The organism is Microvirga subterranea (assembly GCF_003350535.1).
GTDB classification, from domain to species: domain Bacteria; phylum Pseudomonadota; class Alphaproteobacteria; order Rhizobiales; family Beijerinckiaceae; genus Microvirga; species Microvirga subterranea.
Window position 1 is genome coordinate 22,486 of the sequence record NZ_QQBB01000013.1, and the last position, 15,933, is coordinate 38,418.

Below are 15,933 nucleotides of genomic sequence, written 5' to 3' on the forward strand. Positions count from 1 at the left end.
GGCAAACCGTGACGATCCACCAGCCATGGCAGGTCCGCTGGCCCCCGTGCAATCCCGTGATCCAGTCGGCCTCGCGGGCAGGACTCGGCGGGTTCCTCGCGATCCTGCTCCTCACGGCCAATGCTCTCGCGCAGGCCGACCCGCTGCCCTCGTGGAACGACTCGCCGACCAAGCAGGCCATCGTGGCCTTCGTCGCGAGGGCCACCCAATCGGACGGACCGGATTTCGTGCCCGAGAAGGAGCGGGTCGCCGTCTTCGACATGGACGGCACGCTCGTGCCGGAACGGCCGATTCCCATCGCGCTCGTTCCGGTGCTCGCCGACATCAAGGAAGCCGTCGCCAGGAACCCGCTGCTCGGCGACCCACCCGCGGTCGCGGCGCTGCTCAAGGGCGATGATGCCGCGCTGCATGCCGCCGGCGAGCAGGGCATCAACGACCTGATCGCGGCGGCGACCGACGGCCGGACCACCAAGGACATCGTCCGGAACGTCGGGCCGCTGACGGCGCAGGCGTCCCATCCGAAGTTCGGCTTGACTTACGCCAAGGCCGTCTACCAGCCGATGCGCGAGCTGCTCGCCGATCTCGAGGCCCACGGCTTCCGGAACTGGATTTGCAGCGGCAGCCCGGTCCTGATCACACGGGCGCTTTCAGAGCAGATGTTCGGCATCCCACCGGAACGGGTGATCGGCAGCCATGTCACGACAAAGCTGGAGGAGCGGGACGGCAGGACGGTGCTCGTCTTCGATGGACGCATCGGCCATCTGAACGACGGCGCCGGCAAGCCTGTTGCCATCAACCTTGCACTTGGCACGCGTCCGGTTTTCGTCGCCGGCAACGAGGGTGGGCGCGGGGATATCGCGATGATGCGCTGGTCGAAGGATCGCCAAGGCCCGAGCTTCCACCTTCTCATCGATCATGACGATGGCGAGCGCGAGTACGCCTACGAGGAGTCGGACGACTACTCGCTGAAGGTCGCACAGACATACGGCTTCCAAGTTGTCAGCATCAAGCAGGACTGGAAGACCATCGTCGGGCCCTGAGGACCGGTCGCGAGAAGGATCAAGGAGCAGGTCATGACCCATACACTCAGCAAGGATACATCCGTGGCAGGCGGCGACCCGGCGCGTCCTTCGCTCAGCCGCCGCAACGTCCTGCTGGCCGGCCCTGCGGTGGCTGTTGCGTCCACGCTCGGCCTCGGTGCATCGGCACGGCTTGTACAGGCGGCGGAGCTCAACCCACAACCGCTGCCGCCGTCCCCAAACTGGGCGCAGGCCATGCCGTCGGGCCCCGACGTCAGCGTCAGGATCACCGAGCCCTATGCCAGGATGGTCGCCCGGGACGCCTACTTCTGGGCCTGGCCATTGGTGAACATCTACAATCGCCGTCTCGCCTTCAAGCACGCGCCGCAGGTCGGCCTCATGAACGGCGTGCTGCCCTTCGCGCCGCTCAACACCCTGTCCATGCTGCACGACTACATCGAGCCCGAGCAGCGCTGGGTCGCCTGCCCGAACCAGGACGTGGTCTACGGCGCTGCCGTTGCGGCCCTCGACGAGACTCCTGTGGTGGTGCAGGTGCCGGACTTCCGCGGGCGGTTCTGGGTCTACCAGGTGGTGGACCTGCGCACGGACGGGTTTGTCGAACTCGGGTCAATGTACGGCACGCAGCCTGGCTTTTACCTGCTGGCGCGAGCCGACTGGCAGGGCGAGACACCCCGCGGCATCACCAAGGTGTTCCAGGCCCAGACCGGAACAGCCTTCGTCGTGCCGCGCGTGTTCCAGGACGACACGGCGGAGGACCGGCAGGCGGTGCAGGCTCTCATCGCTGGCATCGACGTCTATCCGCTGGCGCAGTTCGACGGGACGATGAAGCAGCACGACTGGCGCCAACTCCCACGGCTCGGCTCGTCCACGGGCGACAGCGGCGAGGGCGAGACCCGCTGGGTGTTCCCGGAGACCTTCTTCGACCAGTTGCCGCAGGTCCTGACGGATGCGCCGCCGCTGCCGGGTGAGGAGGCGCGCTACGCTCAGGTCCTGGCCGTCATCGCGGCAGCTCAGAAGGATCCCGCGCTCAAGCAGGCGATGACCGACGAGGCAAAGAAGACGGACGTGGACCTCGTCGGCCCGCTGCTGCAATTCCGCAACTGGGGTGAGCAGCTTCCCTACCACTGGAGCTCGATCTCGAACAGCGCCGCCTTCGGCACCGACTACTTCACAAGGACAGCCGTCGCGAAGTCAAACATCCTGGTCAACGCGCCCAACGAGACAAAGTACTACTACCAGGATCTCGACGCCTCCGGCGCCCGTCTCAACGGCGCCAACCGCTACGCGGTGACCTTCGCAAAGGACCAGACGCCACCGGTGGACGGGTTCTGGTCGCTGACGCTGTATGACGAGCACCACTTCTTCGTGCCGAACGAGATCAAGCGCTACTCGCTGGGCACCAAGAACAAGTCGCTGCGCCCCAACCCGGATGGCTCGCTCACGATCTATGTGCAGGCCGAACCGCCACCGGAAGCGCAGCGCGGCAACTGGTTGCCTGCGCCGAATGGGGCCGACTTCACGCTTTACATGCGCGCCTATTGGCCGAAGACCGCGATCCTCGACGGCTCATGGACGCCGCCAGCGGTGCACCGGGCGGCGTGATGATTGATCGTGTTCGGAACGTCAGGTTGTGGCACGCCTGAGACGTAAGCTCGAAGGCAGCAATCCTCATTGAAGCGGACGTTCGCAAATTGCAGGGAATCTTGGTTCCTGACCCGCAGGAGACATCCTGGCGGTCGGGTAGGGATGGCCGTTCCGGCGCCGTAGGAGACATCTCAAGTCGCAGGGTGTGCGGTTCCCAAACCCCTGGCTCTTCCGACACGTTACTTCCCATTCGCGCTTCGGGATTGGGAACCGCTATCCTTATGAATCAAAGGGTTACCGACTGAGTTAGTTTCTTCTAAGCAGTAGGTCGCAGGTTCGAGCCCTGCCGGGGTCGCCAACAAAATCAATTGCTTATCGGGATCTTTTGCGTCTGCATTCCGTCAATTTTCCCACCTGGGTAACAGGAGGGGTAACAACGGGCGAAAGATGATTGGCGCCTCTGCTGAGAGAAAATCAGCGTGGAAGCCGTGTTGTGGAGGCGCGCGCCTTTCGAATCAGCATGCGCCAATGTGCGATAGCACCACGAGAATCATAAGGCGCGTCTTTCCCGCCAGCTGCCGCGCTCGCCTCTAGCTCGATGCGACAGACTAACTTGAATCGAAGATTCACCTTCCATTTATAGGAATAAGATCGCGCCGCGCATTCACCAGCTGCAGCGGGTGGTCCTCTGTTCACAGATAAGCGACGATCCCTCAGAAAAGCCATACGGCGCAATCTGGCCAATATTGGGCTGTTGGTCTCAACTGCGCTTGGGGAGGTTCGGCAGCTTGAATACAACACAGTTTCTCGCACAGGGTGGCACGATAAGTGCCCGAATCCAGGCGTACGATTGGTCCACTTCCCCGCTCGGGCCGCCTGAGACTTGGCCGTCATCCCTACAGGTTACCCTCAGCAACATGCTGCGATCCAAGTTCCCCACTTATCTCGTCTGGGGACCGGAGCTGATCACCTTCTACAATGACGCTAGCCTGCCCCTGCGTGGCATTCGCCCGGAGGCGCTCGGACAACCACTGCAACAGGCTTGGGCTGAGATCTGGGACGTGGTCGGTCCGACAATCAAGCAGGCGCTTCGGGGCGAGGCGACCTACCTTCAGGACGTGCCCGTCGATATCGTGCAGCGCAAAGGTTATCCCGAACAGACGTGGTGGACGGCTTCGTTCAGCCCCGTCATGGCCGAGACCGGCACGGTCGGCGGCGTGCTCATCATCCTGCAGGAGACCACCGAGCGGGTGCTCACCGAGCAGCGCCTCCGCTTTCTGGTGGATCTCAGCACGCGCTTGCGCGGGATCGCTGAGGCGCGGGAGGTCATGGCCACGACTGCAGAGCAGCTGGGGCGGCATTTGCGGGCGAGCCGCGCCGGGTACGGGATGGTCAGCGAGAATGGCGAGACGCTCGTGGTTGAGCGCGACTGGACGGATTCCGCCATCCCGAGCTGTGCCGGTGAATACCGTAGTAGCGACTTTGGTACGCTGATCAAGAGTGAGCTGAACGCAGGGCGCACGGTTCGCATCGATGACATTCTGGCCGATCCGCTCACGGCGGAGGAAGCCATCGCGGGTGAATTCCTCCGGACCGGCAAGCGTGCCAGCATCATAGCGCCGCTCATCCGAAATGGCCGGTTCGTGGCATTTTTCTACGTCCATCAGACACAGCCACGCCACTGGCGGGAAGACGAAGTGGCGCTGGTGCAGGAAGTGGCCGAGCGCACCTGGACATCAGTGCTGCGGGCCCGGGCCGAAACCGCGCTGCGGAACAGTGAGCAGCTCTTCCGGCAGTTTGCCGAGCATGCGACTGATGTGCTTTGGGTCGTGGACGCCAACACCCGCGGTTTCGAGTATATCAGCCCCGCCTATGAGCGGGTCTGGGGGCGGCCGCTTGAAACCATTAGGAGCCGCATCCAATGGGAGGAATCCGTCCATCCGGACGACCGCGAGCGCACCACCCAGGTCTTTCGAGGCGTTCTCCAAGGCGAGACCATCACCCACGAGTATCGGATCGTGCGCCCTGACGGCGGCATGCGCTACATCCATGCCACTGTGTTCCCCATCCTGGATGGGTGTGGGGCCATCCAGCGGATCGGTGGCATCGCTCGCGATGTAACGCAGCATGACGGGTCCATGGTGTACGTCGTAGACGGCAACGAGGCTTCACGGCAGGAGCTGTCGCTGCGGCTGCAGGAGGCAGGCTATCAGGTGAAGGCGTTTGTCTCAGCGCAGGCCTTCCTTGACGTGGCGCCGGTCCTCGTCGCTGGGTGCGTGGTGCTCGACGCGCGAGCCCCCGAGGCCGGCGGGATGAGGATCCCGAAAGAACTGAAGGGACGCCGGGCGGGCCTGCCGGTCGTTGTGCTGGGAGAGGCGCACGGTATCATATCAGTCGGAGTCGATGCGATGAAAGCCGGAGCGGTGGACTTTCTGGAGACCTCCTGCCGTCCGGAACAGCTCCTGGAGGCTGTTGCGTCGGCATTGGCTTCAATCCGGGATGTGGCGGAGCGGGATCAGACTGCTGAACACATCCGAGCCCAGGTTGCCCTGTTGTCTGTCCGGGAGCGGGAGGTGCTGGATCGGCTGCTGGCGGGCGGCACCAACAAGACCATTGCCCGCGATCTCGGCATCAGTCCACGCACAGTGGAGGCGCATCGCGCCCGGATCATGGAGCGCCTGGGGGCAAACAACCTGCCGGAGTTGGTACGGATGGCGCTTGCCGCGGGATTGCACGTAAAGCCGCAGGATAGCGGATCCTGATTAAGCCTCTGACTGGCGCTCGCCATCTGCCCAAGGCGGAGGTGTCCAAGGCCGAGGATAACGGACGGCTCCCAATAGAGGACCACAACACCTGCATCGTGGTGTTCGGGGCGGATTCAGGGCAGGCGCGCGAAGTGGCCGAGGAGATTGCCAGGAACGCGTTTCACAACGTCAGCTTCTACGCGGGTTCTCAGGCGGATCTGAAGCTGGCCAACAACTTGGGTGCACCATTGTCTTTAGGGGCGGCAGGTTGCTATAGCCGCGGCCTTGTCATGGCAGCTTAATCGTCAAATTCGATGAGCGCCCTTCCACGAAATTTTTGCGCTAAGGTCAGGTCTTGGCGCGAGGCAGACGAAAGCCGAACTTCCGCAGTCACTGGGTAAGCGGACCTTCATAAGGCAACGTCGAACGAACCAGATTGACCCAGAGCCGACTATCCGGCGCTCTGTCGCGGCTTTCTGCTCTTGGCGCTCCGCAAGTCTCAGCATAGGAAGCAAGGCTGTAGACGTTGATGAATAACGCGAGTCATTGTCGGCCAGTATACCGACGGCCTGGCGGGCGGTTTGCCCGCCAGCGCCGAGGGTGAGCTCCTTCCTCATTTCCTCGGATCCTCATACAGCGCCTGGAATAGCCGACGGCGACCAGTCACCGCCGGCTTCCACGCTTAGAGATGCCTACTCGGCTGCTTCCGCCTGGCGTGCGGCGACCGGACCGTTCAAGTGCTTCCTGAAGAACGGAACCAGTTTCTCGAGTGCCATGCCAACCGGCTCGGTCTTGTCGTAGAGGTCATAGTGCGAACAGTCCTCCAGCTCGACCAACTGGCGGTCCTTCGAAGCGGTGGCACGGCCATGGATCTCCATGCCGTCACGGTATGCCCCAAAGGCTCCCACCTTCTGACCGACCACAACCATGACGGGCTGCGTGAGCAGGGTCTCGGCAAAGGCGAACGCGTCCCAGGCAAGCGTCTTCTGCGCATGCGAGAACAGCATCCGGGTCGCCCCGCCGGGCTTCTGACCACGTGGCGTCTTGTAGTAATCCGTCGCCTCGAAGACGTCACGCTCGGTCAACTTGTTCTCTCTGGCGACTTCCGGGCTGGCGGGCAGCAGTTCATTGACCTGGAGCTCGCCGCCGCGCGCCTCGGCCGTGCGCTGCGCGGCCATCGCATCGAGCGCGCCCAGCGGGTCATAGTTGCTGAAGCCCTCGCGAAACAGGCGGCCGATATTCACGCCGGTGATGCTGACGACGGCCTTGATGCGCTTTTCGGTGAGCGTCGCGTTGATCGCGTACCCACCCCCGCCGCAGACGCCAAGCACGCCGATGCGATGCTCATCGACATAAGGAAGCGTCACCGCATAGTCGATCACGCGGCTGACGTCCTCGACCCGCTGCGTCGGGTCCTCGATCCAGCGCGGCGAGCCTCCGGATTCACCCTGGAAGCTGGCATCATAGACGATGATGACGAAGCCCTGCTCGGCGAGGGCCTTGCCGTAGACTTTGCCCGAGGTCTGCTCCTTACAGCTCCCGAAGGGATGGACGCTGACGATGGTCGGGTATTTCTGGGCCTCGTCGAAGCCCGGCGGGAACAGGATGTTCGCCGCGATGTGCCAGGTCATGTCGGGATTCTGGATGTGGACGGATTTCATGAAAGCTTCTCCGTTTGCTCCTGCCGGGCTGACCAAACCGCTCGGGCGCTGGCCCATTCACGAGCCGCCTCGGTGCGGGGCAGCCCGGCCATCTGCGTCGTCTTCGGAAGTCCGCCCTTATTCCGCAGCGACCCTTGCAGGTTCGGCGCCGTTCAGCTTCTGCTGGAAGAACGGAGCGAGCACCGACACCGCCTCGTTGACGAACTGCTGGCCGTCATAAAGCTCCATGTGGTTGGCACCCTCGACGATATGGAAGGACTTGTCCTTGCTGGCGGCGCGATCGAACAGGTCGTCGCTCATCCACTTGCTGCCCGCCACGCTTCCGGCGACGATCTGCAACGGCTGAGTCAGGTAGACGTCCGCCATGTGGTAAGCGTCATAGGTGATGATCTGGTTCAGGCTGCGCAGCGTCGCAAAGCCGGGCGCGGTGGCGTGTTCGGCGCGGGGCGTATGGTAGTATTCCCAAGCTTGGCGGAGTTCCTCGTTCGGGGCATCCTCCTCCTTGAGCGGCGCGAGCGGCATGGTGCCGATATCGGCGCCGCTGGCGTCGGAGGTGCGAGCGTTCGAGCCAGCCTCAATGTAAGGCAGAGCGTCGATAGACGTGACGTTGTTCTCCCAGCCGTTGCGGAACATCGAACCAATGTTGACGGCGCTAACCGTGCCCACCGCCTTGATGCGGCGGTCCTGGATCGCGGCGTTGGCGGTGTAGCCGGCGCCCGCGCAGATCCCCATCGCGCCGATGCGGTCGCGGTCGACGAACGGCAGGGTGGTCAGGTAATCGATGACCGCACTGACGTCCTCCGTGCGGACATGGGGGTTTTCGAGCTGGCGTGGCTCGCCGGTGCTCTCGCCCTGATAGGAAGCGTCATAGGCGATGGTGACAAACCCCTTCTCGGCGAGCTTCCTGGCATAGGTGCCGGCGGTCTGCTCCTTCACGCCCCCGCCGGGATGCGAGACCACGATGGCGGGATAAGTCCGGCTCTCGTCGAAGCCTTCGGGGAAATTAATCACCGCGGACATGGTGATCGTCTTGTTGTTCGAATTGGCGAAGCTGATCTTTCCCATCTTCCAGTTCCTTTCCGGTGAGAGCCTCATGGTTCGACGCTGCTGTTTGGGGAAAGCCCCCCTTGCGAACGGGATTAACTTAGGCCAGAAAGATTGTGCCGATTAGGCAGGTAATTCTGCTTGAGGCTATCATTCAGGTGATAAATGCGACGGGACGAGATCGCCGATCTGGCCGCCTTTGTCGTGGTTGCCGAAGAGCGCAGCTTCACCAAGGCGGCCGCGCGGCTCGGCATGGCCCAGTCCGCCCTCAGCCAGATCGTCCGCCGGATCGAGGGACGGCTGGGCTTGCGGCTGCTCTCGCGCACGACGCGAAGCGTGGCTCCCACGGACGCAGGCGAGCGACTGATCGCGACGCTGGGTCCCATGCTGCACGATCTGGACTCGGCGATTGCCTCACTGGGCGAGCTGCGCGACCGGCCGTCCGGCACCATCCGCCTGACCACGGTCGAGCACGCGGCCAAAACCATCATCGTTCCGGCCATGAAGCGCCTGCTGCCGGACAACCCGGACATCACGGTGGAGATGACCATCGATTATGGCCTGGCGGATGTGGTGGCTGATCGGTATGACGCTGGTGTTCGCCTGGGCGGAGAGATCGCCAAGGACATGATCGCGGTACGGATTGGGCCGGATATTCCGATGGCGATCGTCGGCTCTCCGGATTATTTTCGTACGCGCACCGTTCCGGCCTCGCCGGCGCAACTAATCGATCATCGCGCGATCAATCTGCGGCTCCCCACGTCAGGCACGCTCAATGGCTGGCGGCTGATGCGCGGTGGCCGGGAGGCGCGTGTGCGGATCGATGGGCCGCTGATCCTCAATACGATCGACCTGATCCTCGATGCCGCCCTTGACGGCCACGGCCTTGCGTATCTGCCGCTCGATCAGGTTCAGGGTCATCTGGACGAGGGTCGACTGGTGCGGGTGCTGGGCAACCCCACTCCCGACCTTCCGGGCTATCATCTCTATTATCCCCACCGGCGCCATGCCTCTTCGGCGTTCACCCTTCTGGTGGAGACGCTGCGGTTTCGGGAGTGACACCGAACCCGGTTTTGGTGGGCACCAGCGTTGAGCCATGCCGCTCCATAAGGGACTGGCGCGCCATTCACCTTCGGAATGACAGGTTTAGGAGCCTTGTCGAAGCCCGATAAGGTCAGCTCATGGCACGGGGCGGACCTTAGCCGAATTTCTGCACTGGCGGCGTGAGCTGACCCTCATAGGCAAGAGCTTAATGGCTCAGGTTGACCCTGAGCGGACTTCCAGAAAGCTTGGTTCCGAGCAAGTGAACGCACTATTCGGTGGTAGGACCAAAACCCAAGACAGCACGGGCTGAGGTCGATCATTTTGGCCCGTGTTGCTGGGTTCAACGGTCGAGCGAGTCTATAGTTGAATCAACTATCAGACGGAAAGGTCATTGCGTTCTCTCTTGAATGCTTTTCTGCAGAGCGTCTGGAGCAGAGCTCAGTTTTTTCCGGTCTGATACGGGAAACACAGCCTACCTACTTTCCGCGTTTCACGTTCATGAGAACGTATAAATGCCACGCTCAAGGCCTTGACTTCCGGTCGTGCGAGATTTGCCTCAATAAGTAGAGAGCAATATTCGCCGCTAATATGGCATCCGCGCTACAATCAGATACACGACATATCCAAGGGTGGCTCGACGCCCTCACGAAGTGGGCTCACATACGGGGTTTCCTGTGTCCTCCGGGCGAGGTCGGCCTTGGCAGCGATTATCAGGGATGGATCGGTTATCGCGGCCATCCCTGTGGCTGCCATGGCCTTGGCAACATGCACCATCGCCTTGTGCGCCGCCGGCATCTTGCCCTGGGCTACGACCTGCCAGGTGTGGAACGGCGTACCGATCGCAACCGTCGGCGCGTGCGCCTGAACGGTGGGCACCACCCAGCTCACGTCGCCGATATCGGTCGAGCCGATCATGGGCTTGCGCGGCGAGTCGAGAGGTGTCAGGAAATCGGCGAGAGGAGCATCGGTCTTCGGCTGGCCGATCGCCTTGTAGACGGATGCGATCTCCTGCTCCGACAGGGTGGCGCGGATCTTGCGGGCGAAGTCGCGGTCGGCGTCGTCGAAGGGCGGCGCTCCGAGTTCCTCCATAGCATTATGCAGGGCATGTTCGAGCGGCGTGTTCCCGAGCGTGTTCGAGACGGCGCTGACGATGCGCATCTCGACGCTGGTCTCCGTCATGAGGGCGGCACCCTGCGCGATCTTGTGCACGCGCTCGACAAGGTCGAGCATGCCCTGGAGATCCATGGCGCGGATCGAGTAGCGCACGCGGGCATAAGCCTGCACCACGTTCGGCGCGATGCCACCCGTATCGAGCAGGGCGTAATGCACGCGCGCATCGGGCGGCATGTGCTCGCGCATGTAGTTAACGCCTACATTCATCAACTCGACCGCATCGAGCGCGCTTCGCCCAAGATGGGGCGAAGCGGCCGCATGAGCGGCGCGGCCCCTGAAGGCGAAGTCGGCGCGCGTGTTGGCGAGCGAAAGGGCCGGCGCGACCTCCCAGAAGCTGTAGGGATGCCAGGAGATCGCGATATCGGCGTCGTCGAAGGCGCCGGCGCGCACCATGAAGGCCTTGGCCGCGCCACCTTCCTCGGCCGGGCAGCCGTAATACCGGACGCGGCCCGGGATGCCTTTCTCCGCAAGCCAGTTCTTCAGCGCGACGGCGGCGAGCATCGCGCCGGATCCGAGGAGGTTATGCCCGCATCCATGTCCATGGCCGCCGGGCTCGATGGGGCGATGCTCCGCCACACCGGCTTCCTGGCTGAGCCCCGGAAGCGCGTCGTACTCGCCGAGAAACGCGATGACCGGGCCACCTTCGCCGGCTTCGCCGATGACCGCAGTCGGAATGCCGGCGACACCCTCGGTGACGCGAAAGCCCTGGTGGCGCAGTTCCGCGGCATGTTCGGCCGCCGAACGCACCTCGGTGTAGCAGACCTCCGGCATCCCCCAGATGCGGTCGCTCAGATCAATGAGGCGGCTCTTCGCAGCATCCACATGCTGCCAGATCTCGTTTCGGACGTTCATCTCTTGCTCCAGAATCGGTCGTGAACGGTCGTCGCAGCAATGCCGCTCTACAAAGCGCCCACTTCGGCGGTGATCAGCTCGTCAGCCGGTGGAATGCGCCCCTCGAACCAATAGGCGGCGGCCGCGCGCGACATGGCGGCCCCGTCATGGCCGACCCCTTCGACGCGGATCAGCTTCCAATGGAAGGGAAGTCCAAGGCGTTCGGCTTCGCGGCGGGCGAAATCGTAGACGAACTGCGCGCGGGCATAGCGATGCGGCCCCTGCCGCAGGGCCTCCGCCTGAGCCGGCAGGTTCGGATCGTCGGTGCTGATATCCTGATCGCCCGCGAAGATGTGCATGGGATAGGCGAACCAGCGCGCCATGCTGGCTTCATCGAGGCCGAGGCCGCCGAGCCCTTCAGGGAAGCTGCGCTCCAGCGTCGGCAACGTGTACCAGCCTGGGTTGCCCGCGATCACGGATTCGAAGAATCCGTGATCCTGGGTTGCGAGCATCCGGTGAGCGAATTGTCCTCCGGCCGAGTGACCGAAGAGCCGAGCCTTCGGGCGACGTGTCACGCCACCCTTCTGCAGGGCCGCGAGGACGCGGGACGGAACGGAGTAGAGCCACTTCTCGAAAGGACGCACGCTTCCGCCGTCCTCGACGACCAGGCCGTTGTTGTAGGATTCGGGGCCTGGAAAATTCGCATCGGAGAAGGTCGGCGCAGCGATCAGGATCCGGTGCTTCTCCGCGGCGGGAATCCAGAAATCCCGATACTCGTCGCCGTTGCGCAGCATGCCGTGCTGGACGATGACCACCGGATCGTCGGGGACGTGACTAGCCGGGCGATAGACGTTCACCTCGATCGGTCTGTCGGGGTGGTGAGAATCGACGAAGGGGAGCGTGCTGCGGCCGATCTCGGGGCTAAGGGTGGTTGTCGTCATGTGTCATCCGAGTTGTGCAAATGGCAGGCGGCGCTGCGCCCGGGAGCGATCTCTTTCAGGATAGGGCGAACCTCATGGCATTTCGCCATCGCGTGCCCGCAGCGCGGGTGGAAGGGACAGCCGCCGGGCGGCGCGAGAGGAGAGGGCAACTCGCCCTTGAGCGGTTGAAAAGCACGCTTGCGCCGTGCCGTGGAAGGGCTCGCCGCAATGAGGGCCGCGCTGTAGGGATGGGCCGGTTCGGTGAAGACGGCGGAGGCCGGCCCGATCTCCACGATGCGCCCGAGATACATGATCGCGACCCGGTCGCTGATATGCCGCACGATTCCAAGGTCATGGCTGACGAACAGGTAGGTCAGCCCGTGCTTCTCGCGGACGTCCATGAACAGGTTGATGACCTGCGCCTGGATCGAGACGTCGAGCGCGGAGACCGGTTCGTCGCAGACCAGGAAGCCGGGCTTGACCGCGAGCGCGCGGGCAATGCCGATGCGCTGGCGCTGTCCGCCGGAGAACTGATGCGGATAGCGGTTGCGGTAGGCGACATCGAGGCCGACTTCCGTCAAGGCCTTGTCGACGGCCGCGTCGATTTCGCTCTTCGGCAGAAGCCCGTGAACCCGCAGCGCCTCTCCGATGATCTTGCGCACCTGCATGCGGGGATTGAGGGACGCATAGGGGTCCTGGAACACCATCTGGACCTTGAGGAGATAATCCAGCCTGTCCTTGCCGCGCAGTTCCGCAACGCGTCGTCCTTCGTAAACGATGTCTCCGGCGGTGGGCTTGGTGATTCCGGTCGCGGCCCGCGCGAGCGTAGACTTGCCGCAGCCGGATTCACCGACGAGGCTGAGCACCTCGCCGCGCGTCACGGTGAGATCGACGCCATCGACCGCCTTCAGCACGGGCGGCGGGGGAACGCTTCCGGTCGCGGCAAGGATGCGCTGCGCCAATGTCGCCTTGCTGCGGAAGTATTTCTTGACGCCGCGCAGCTCGAAGAAGGGTTCGGTCATGGGACAGCGCCTTCGGGCACGGGGTTGTGGCAGCGATAGCTCTGCCCGTTGCTGATGACCTGCGGCGGGGGATCGATCTGCGCGCAGACCGGCAGGGCCCGTTCGCATCGCGGACGGAACGGGCATCCGCTCGGGCGCGCGTCGATGCTGGGCGCGGCTCCATTGATCTGCCTCAGCCGCTCGCCCGGAGCGACCGTCGCGGCCGAGGAACCGAGCAGGCCGAGCGTGTAGGGATGGCGGGGACGGTCGAGAACGTCGTCGACGGTTCCTGTCTCGACGATCCGACCGGCATACATGACGGCGACCCGGTCGGCGAGCTCGGCCACGACGGCGAGGTCGTGCGTGATCCAGAGGACCGCCGTGCCGGTCTCCCGGCTGAGCTTCTGGACCTCGAACAGGATCTGGCTCTGGATCGTGACGTCGAGCGCCGTCGTCGGCTCGTCGGCGATGATCAGGTCGGGTCTGTTCAGGAGGGCCGTCGCAATGGCCACGCGCTGGCGCATGCCTCCCGAGAACTCGTGCGGGTACTGCTTCAATCGCGCCTGCGGAGACGAGATTCCGACCCGGGCCAGGGCGCGGGAGGCTTCATCCATGGCCTCCTGCGTGCTGCAGGGGCGGTGCTCCTGGATGGCCTCGCACATTTGCTCGCCGATGGTGAGGACGGGGTTGAGGGTCATCAGCGGATCCTGGAAGATCATCGCGATGCGGTCGCCGCGCAGATGGCGCAGGCGCTCCTCGGTCGCACGCCGCAGATCCTCTCCCTTGAACAGGACGTCGCCTGACACGATTTCGCCGGGAGCATCGATCAGCTGGACCAGGGAGAAGCCGGTCACCGACTTGCCAGAGCCGGACTCGCCCACCAGTCCCACGATTTCGCCGGGCTGCACGACGAGATCGACGCCGTCGACGGCGGGCCATGCTCCTGCGAGATCGTGGAAGACGGTTCTCAGTCCACGCACTTCGAGCAACGGGGAGGTCATTGGCCCCTCACATTGAAGCTGCGGCGCAGGCGCTCGCCCACGAGGTTGAGCGACATGATCAGCAGCACGAGGGCGATGCCCGGAAAGGCCGCGATCCAATATTCGCCCGAGAGCAGGAACTCGAACCCGTTGGCGATCAGAAGCCCCAGGGAGGGTTGCGTCACCGGAACGCCGACGCCGAGGAAGGACAGGGTGGCTTCCAGCGTGATCGCGCCCGCGATGCTGATCGTCGAGACGACGAGAACGGAGCTGATGGAATTGGGCAGGAGATGCGCCAGCATGATGTGGCGCGTCGGCAGGCCGAAATTGACGGCCGCCTCGATGTATTCCTTGCGCCGCTCGACGAGAGCCGCCGCGCGCATCAGGCGGGCATATTGCGCCCATTGCACCAGAATGATGGCGATGATCACCTTGTCGACGCCGCGTCCGATGGAGGCAAGCAGCACGAGGGCGATCAGGATCGACGGGAAGCCGAGCATGAAATCGACGACGCGCATGATCGCCGCATCGACGGCTCCGCCGAACTGGGCCGCGACGAGTCCGGCGAGAACCCCGATGGCGAGCGCGCCCGCAGTGGATGTCAGGCCGACCAGAAGGCTGGTCCGCAGCCCGTACAGGATGGCGCTGAGCATGTCGCGGCCCTGCGCGTCGGTGCCGAGCCAATAGGTGATGCCGGTCATACCCTGCGCGCCGGGCTCCAGGCGATTGTCCATCACGCTCAGGGAGGCGAGGTCGTGCGGATTCTGCGGCGCGATGAAGGGAGCCAGCAGCGCGAGCAGCAGGAGAACCCCGAGGAGGATGACCGCGCCCCGTGTCGTGGGACGGCTTTTGATCCGGCGCAGAACCTTGTGGCGCAGCGCCGTGTCGGCATCGGCCGCCACGGGTGCCGTCTTCGAGGCGATCATGCCATTTCTCCCGTCAGCTTCACGCGGGGATCGAGCGCCGCGTAGAGAATGTCGACGAGGAAGTTCACGGCGACGAAAAGGAGCGTTGCGAGCATCACGTAGGCGACGACGACGGGACGATCCAGCTGATAGATGCTGTCGATGAGAAGCTTGCCCATGCCCGGCCAGGCGAACACGGTCTCGGTGATGGTCGAGAAGGCGACGAGGCTTCCGAATTCCATGCCGGCGACCGTCACGACGGGAATGAGGATGTTGCGCAGCACATGCCGCCCGATGATGCGCTTGCGGCGCACGCCCTTGGCGCGAGCGTATTTGACGTAGTCCTGCGTCATCGCCTCCGTGGTTCCCGCCGCCACGAGGCGAATCATCAGGGCCATGTTAGGAATGGCGAGGTTCAATGCGGGCAGGGCAAGATGCTTGAGACCATCGAGCGTCAGCAGGCTCGTCGGGATTCCGAGCACGGAAACCGTCTCTCCGCGTCCCGCCGTCGGCAGCCAGCCGAGGAAGACGCTGAAGAGCAGGATGAGCATCATGCCCTTCCAGAAGCTCGGAAGGGAGAAGCCGAGAATCGTCCCAGCCATGATGGCGCGGCTGGGACGGCTCTCGGGATTGAGACCGGCCAGGAGGCCGAGAGGAATGCCGATGATCGCGGCAAGGCTCATGGCCAGGAGAACGAGTTCGAAGGTGGCCGGCAGCCGTGCCAGGATCAGGTCCACCGCCGGAACGCCATGGACGAAGGAAAGTCCGAGATCGCCTTTCAGGGCTTTGCCCAGGAAGCCGAGATATTGCTGCCACACGGGCAGGTCGAGGCCCAGGCGCTGGATCATCGCCGTGCGTTCGGCGGCGCTGACCTGCGGCGGGACCAGTAGTTCGATCGGGTCTCCGATGCCGTAGACGGCGAGGAAGACCACGACGGAAACCGCGAGCAGAACCAGGACGCTCTGGATCAGACGTTGCAGGATGTAGGCCGTCATGGGAGGCGTTC

The 15,933-nt window shown here is 63.8% G+C and carries 13 protein-coding genes; 5 read left to right on the forward strand and 8 right to left on the reverse strand.

Annotated elements, in window-relative coordinates; all coding sequences use genetic code 11:
* Window positions 1–8: 8 nt before the first annotated feature.
* The 4 genes from DES45_RS21895 to DES45_RS21910 all read left to right on the forward strand — a co-directional run bounded on the left by DES45_RS21895 (window position 9) and on the right by DES45_RS21910 (window position 5,670).
* Window positions 9–1,040 carry an HAD family hydrolase gene (locus DES45_RS21895; protein WP_114772597.1) on the forward strand — a complete coding sequence of 344 codons (1,032 nt, stop codon included), beginning with the start codon at window positions 9–11 and terminating at the stop codon, window positions 1,038–1,040.
* 33 nt (window positions 1,041–1,073) lie between these two features.
* A complete protein-coding gene (locus DES45_RS21900) occupies window positions 1,074–2,642 on the forward strand; it encodes a DUF1254 domain-containing protein (protein WP_114772599.1) in 1,569 nt (522 codons plus the stop codon).
* 899 nt (window positions 2,643–3,541) lie between these two features.
* A complete protein-coding gene (locus DES45_RS21905; RefSeq protein ID WP_114772601.1) occupies window positions 3,542–5,386 on the forward strand; it encodes a LuxR C-terminal-related transcriptional regulator in 1,845 nt (614 codons plus the stop codon).
* Window positions 5,387–5,427: 41 nt separating this feature from the next.
* Window positions 5,428–5,670: a rhodanese-like domain-containing protein gene (locus DES45_RS21910; protein WP_114772604.1), complete on the forward strand. Its 243-nt coding sequence runs from the start codon at window positions 5,428–5,430 to the stop codon at window positions 5,668–5,670.
* 390 nt (window positions 5,671–6,060) lie between these two features.
* On the opposite strand, the gene DES45_RS21915 is transcribed toward DES45_RS21910, so the two are convergent.
* Both DES45_RS21915 and DES45_RS21920 read right to left on the reverse strand, forming a co-directional pair.
* Window positions 6,061–7,029 carry an alpha/beta hydrolase gene (locus DES45_RS21915; RefSeq protein WP_114772606.1) on the reverse strand — a complete coding sequence of 323 codons (969 nt, stop codon included), beginning with the start codon at window positions 7,027–7,029 and terminating at the stop codon, window positions 6,061–6,063.
* A 117-nt stretch (window positions 7,030–7,146) separates the two neighbouring features.
* On the reverse strand, window positions 7,147–8,094 hold the full coding sequence (locus DES45_RS21920; RefSeq protein WP_114772608.1) for an alpha/beta hydrolase: 948 nt from the start codon (window positions 8,092–8,094) through the stop codon (window positions 7,147–7,149).
* A 144-nt stretch (window positions 8,095–8,238) separates the two neighbouring features.
* Here DES45_RS21920 and DES45_RS21925 point away from each other — a divergent pair, with 144 nt between their 5' ends.
* A complete protein-coding gene (locus DES45_RS21925; protein WP_114772610.1) occupies window positions 8,239–9,132 on the forward strand; it encodes a LysR family transcriptional regulator in 894 nt (297 codons plus the stop codon).
* A gap of 591 nt (window positions 9,133–9,723) precedes the next feature.
* Here DES45_RS21925 and DES45_RS21930 read toward each other — a convergent pair.
* The 6 genes from DES45_RS21930 to DES45_RS21955 are packed head-to-tail and all read right to left on the reverse strand — an operon-like array spanning window position 9,724 to window position 15,922.
* Window positions 9,724–11,142: a M20 family metallopeptidase gene (locus tag DES45_RS21930; protein ID WP_114772612.1), complete on the reverse strand. Its 1,419-nt coding sequence runs from the start codon at window positions 11,140–11,142 to the stop codon at window positions 9,724–9,726.
* Between the two features lie 47 nt (window positions 11,143–11,189).
* Window positions 11,190–12,062, reverse strand: a complete 873-nt coding sequence (locus tag DES45_RS21935; protein ID WP_114772614.1) for an alpha/beta hydrolase — start codon at window positions 12,060–12,062, stop codon at window positions 11,190–11,192.
* Window positions 12,059–13,063 carry an ABC transporter ATP-binding protein gene (locus DES45_RS21940; RefSeq protein ID WP_114772616.1) on the reverse strand — a complete coding sequence of 335 codons (1,005 nt, stop codon included), beginning with the start codon at window positions 13,061–13,063 and terminating at the stop codon, window positions 12,059–12,061. The genes DES45_RS21935 and DES45_RS21940 overlap by 4 nt, the downstream gene beginning before the upstream one ends.
* Window positions 13,060–14,043: an ABC transporter ATP-binding protein gene (locus tag DES45_RS21945; RefSeq protein WP_114772618.1), complete on the reverse strand. Its 984-nt coding sequence runs from the start codon at window positions 14,041–14,043 to the stop codon at window positions 13,060–13,062. The genes DES45_RS21940 and DES45_RS21945 overlap by 4 nt, the downstream gene beginning before the upstream one ends.
* A complete protein-coding gene (locus DES45_RS21950) occupies window positions 14,040–14,948 on the reverse strand; it encodes an ABC transporter permease (protein ID WP_114772620.1) in 909 nt (302 codons plus the stop codon). Before DES45_RS21950 ends, DES45_RS21945 begins: the two co-directional genes overlap by 4 nt.
* A complete protein-coding gene (locus DES45_RS21955) occupies window positions 14,945–15,922 on the reverse strand; it encodes an ABC transporter permease (protein ID WP_114772622.1) in 978 nt (325 codons plus the stop codon). Before DES45_RS21955 ends, DES45_RS21950 begins: the two co-directional genes overlap by 4 nt.
* Window positions 15,923–15,933 lie beyond the last annotated feature (11 nt).

Bases quoted from the DNA above. Each gene is read 5' to 3' on its own strand.
- DES45_RS21900 (WP_114772599.1), top strand. From the start codon at position 1,074: ATGACCCATACACTCAGCAAGGATACATCCGTGGCAGGCGGCGACCCG.
- DES45_RS21905 (WP_114772601.1), top strand. From the start codon at position 3,542: ATGCTGCGATCCAAGTTCCCCACTTATCTCGTCTGGGGACCGGAGCTG.
- DES45_RS21915 (WP_114772606.1), bottom strand. From the start codon at position 7,029: ATGAAATCCGTCCACATCCAGAATCCCGACATGACCTGGCACATCGCG.
- DES45_RS21920 (WP_114772608.1), bottom strand. From the start codon at position 8,094: ATGGGAAAGATCAGCTTCGCCAATTCGAACAACAAGACGATCACCATG.
- DES45_RS21925 (WP_114772610.1), top strand. From the start codon at position 8,239: ATGCGACGGGACGAGATCGCCGATCTGGCCGCCTTTGTCGTGGTTGCC.
- DES45_RS21930 (WP_114772612.1), bottom strand. From the start codon at position 11,142: ATGAACGTCCGAAACGAGATCTGGCAGCATGTGGATGCTGCGAAGAGC.
- DES45_RS21935 (WP_114772614.1), bottom strand. From the start codon at position 12,062: ATGACGACAACCACCCTTAGCCCCGAGATCGGCCGCAGCACGCTCCCC.
- DES45_RS21940 (WP_114772616.1), bottom strand. From the start codon at position 13,063: ATGACCGAACCCTTCTTCGAGCTGCGCGGCGTCAAGAAATACTTCCGC.
- DES45_RS21945 (WP_114772618.1), bottom strand. From the start codon at position 14,043: ATGACCTCCCCGTTGCTCGAAGTGCGTGGACTGAGAACCGTCTTCCAC.
- DES45_RS21950 (WP_114772620.1), bottom strand. From the start codon at position 14,948: ATGATCGCCTCGAAGACGGCACCCGTGGCGGCCGATGCCGACACGGCG.
- DES45_RS21955 (WP_114772622.1), bottom strand. From the start codon at position 15,922: ATGACGGCCTACATCCTGCAACGTCTGATCCAGAGCGTCCTGGTTCTG.